The sequence below is a fragment of the Kitasatospora sp. NPDC024654 genome (assembly GCF_055559155.1).
Genome location: NZ_JBVHLF010000293.1, coordinates 1 through 1,003 on the forward strand (window position 1 = coordinate 1; position 1,003 = coordinate 1,003).

A 1,003-nucleotide genomic window follows, 5' to 3' on the forward strand; every position below is an offset into this window, starting at 1 on the left:
CTGCCGAGTAGCCGAGGGGAATCTCACCCCTCGGCCCTCACAGAGTGAAGTAGGCCGCCGACGAGGTGCCCGTGGTTCGGGTCCTTTTCCGACGGCCCCTTCCCGAACCGTGCAGGCGAGTTTTCCCCGCACACGGCTCTCCAGTGATCATTTCCGGGTGGTGGCTGTGCCCCGCCCAGCGTGGATGTCCTGGTGGCAGCGCTCGCAGACCACGAGGGTCTTTCGCTTGCGCATGGCCATCAGGTGTACCCACGGCGGCCGTTCCGGCCGTCCTGGTTTGTTGAGATCGGCGAGTTTGCGGATGTGGTGGACTTGCAGTCCTTCGCGTCCCTCGCAAATCTCACACTGCCCGGCGAGGAGCCGATGGATCAGCTCGTTGCGTCGGGCAGTGGCCATGACGGGCTGTCGGTCGGTGATGACGGCGGTACGCTGACGCTTGAGCGGGATTCCGCCGAAGCGGGCGACCAGTGATTTCCTGCCGTTATCGCGCTGCACCGTGACCTGGAAGCAGGTCCGCCGGCCGTCAGGGGTGTCGACGGCCGCCTTGTATCTGCGGGCCATCTTCGTGACGGTCGACTTGTGCTTCCCGGCCAGGGTCTTGAGCATCGAAGTCTCCATGACCCAGCGCAGTAGTTCCAGGCGAAAAACATCCTGGGCGAGAACGTAGTACTGGACGAACCCGCGATACTCGGACCCGTACTTGGCGACGATCGTGAAATCCTCGTCGTGCAGCAGCGTGCCTCGTAGGGCGGGCTTCCCTCTGCTCATGTAGCGGGCGCATCTGTCCCGGATGACGGTCCTGGGCACGAACAGGCCGATGGCGCCGTTGACCGCCCGACGGTTCCGGGTGATCTTCGCGTCGCCGTGCTGGGTCCTGATCTCGTAGCCGAGGAAGCGCGCCGCCTGGCTGGTGGCGTGCGTGATCAGGGTCTTGGATTCGGACAGTTCCAGCTTCAACTCCTCAAGCAGGAACGCCCGGATCCTCGCCTTGACCTCCTCAGCT

The 1,003-nt window shown here is 64.3% G+C and carries 1 protein-coding gene; it reads right to left on the reverse strand.

Going from position 1 to position 1,003, the window contains the following annotated elements; genetic code table 11:
* Positions 1–147: 147 nt before the first annotated feature.
* Positions 148–1,003: group II intron reverse transcriptase/maturase (locus tag ACZ38L_RS39705; protein ID WP_465703071.1), on the reverse strand; the 856-nt coding region annotated here is incomplete at its 5' end.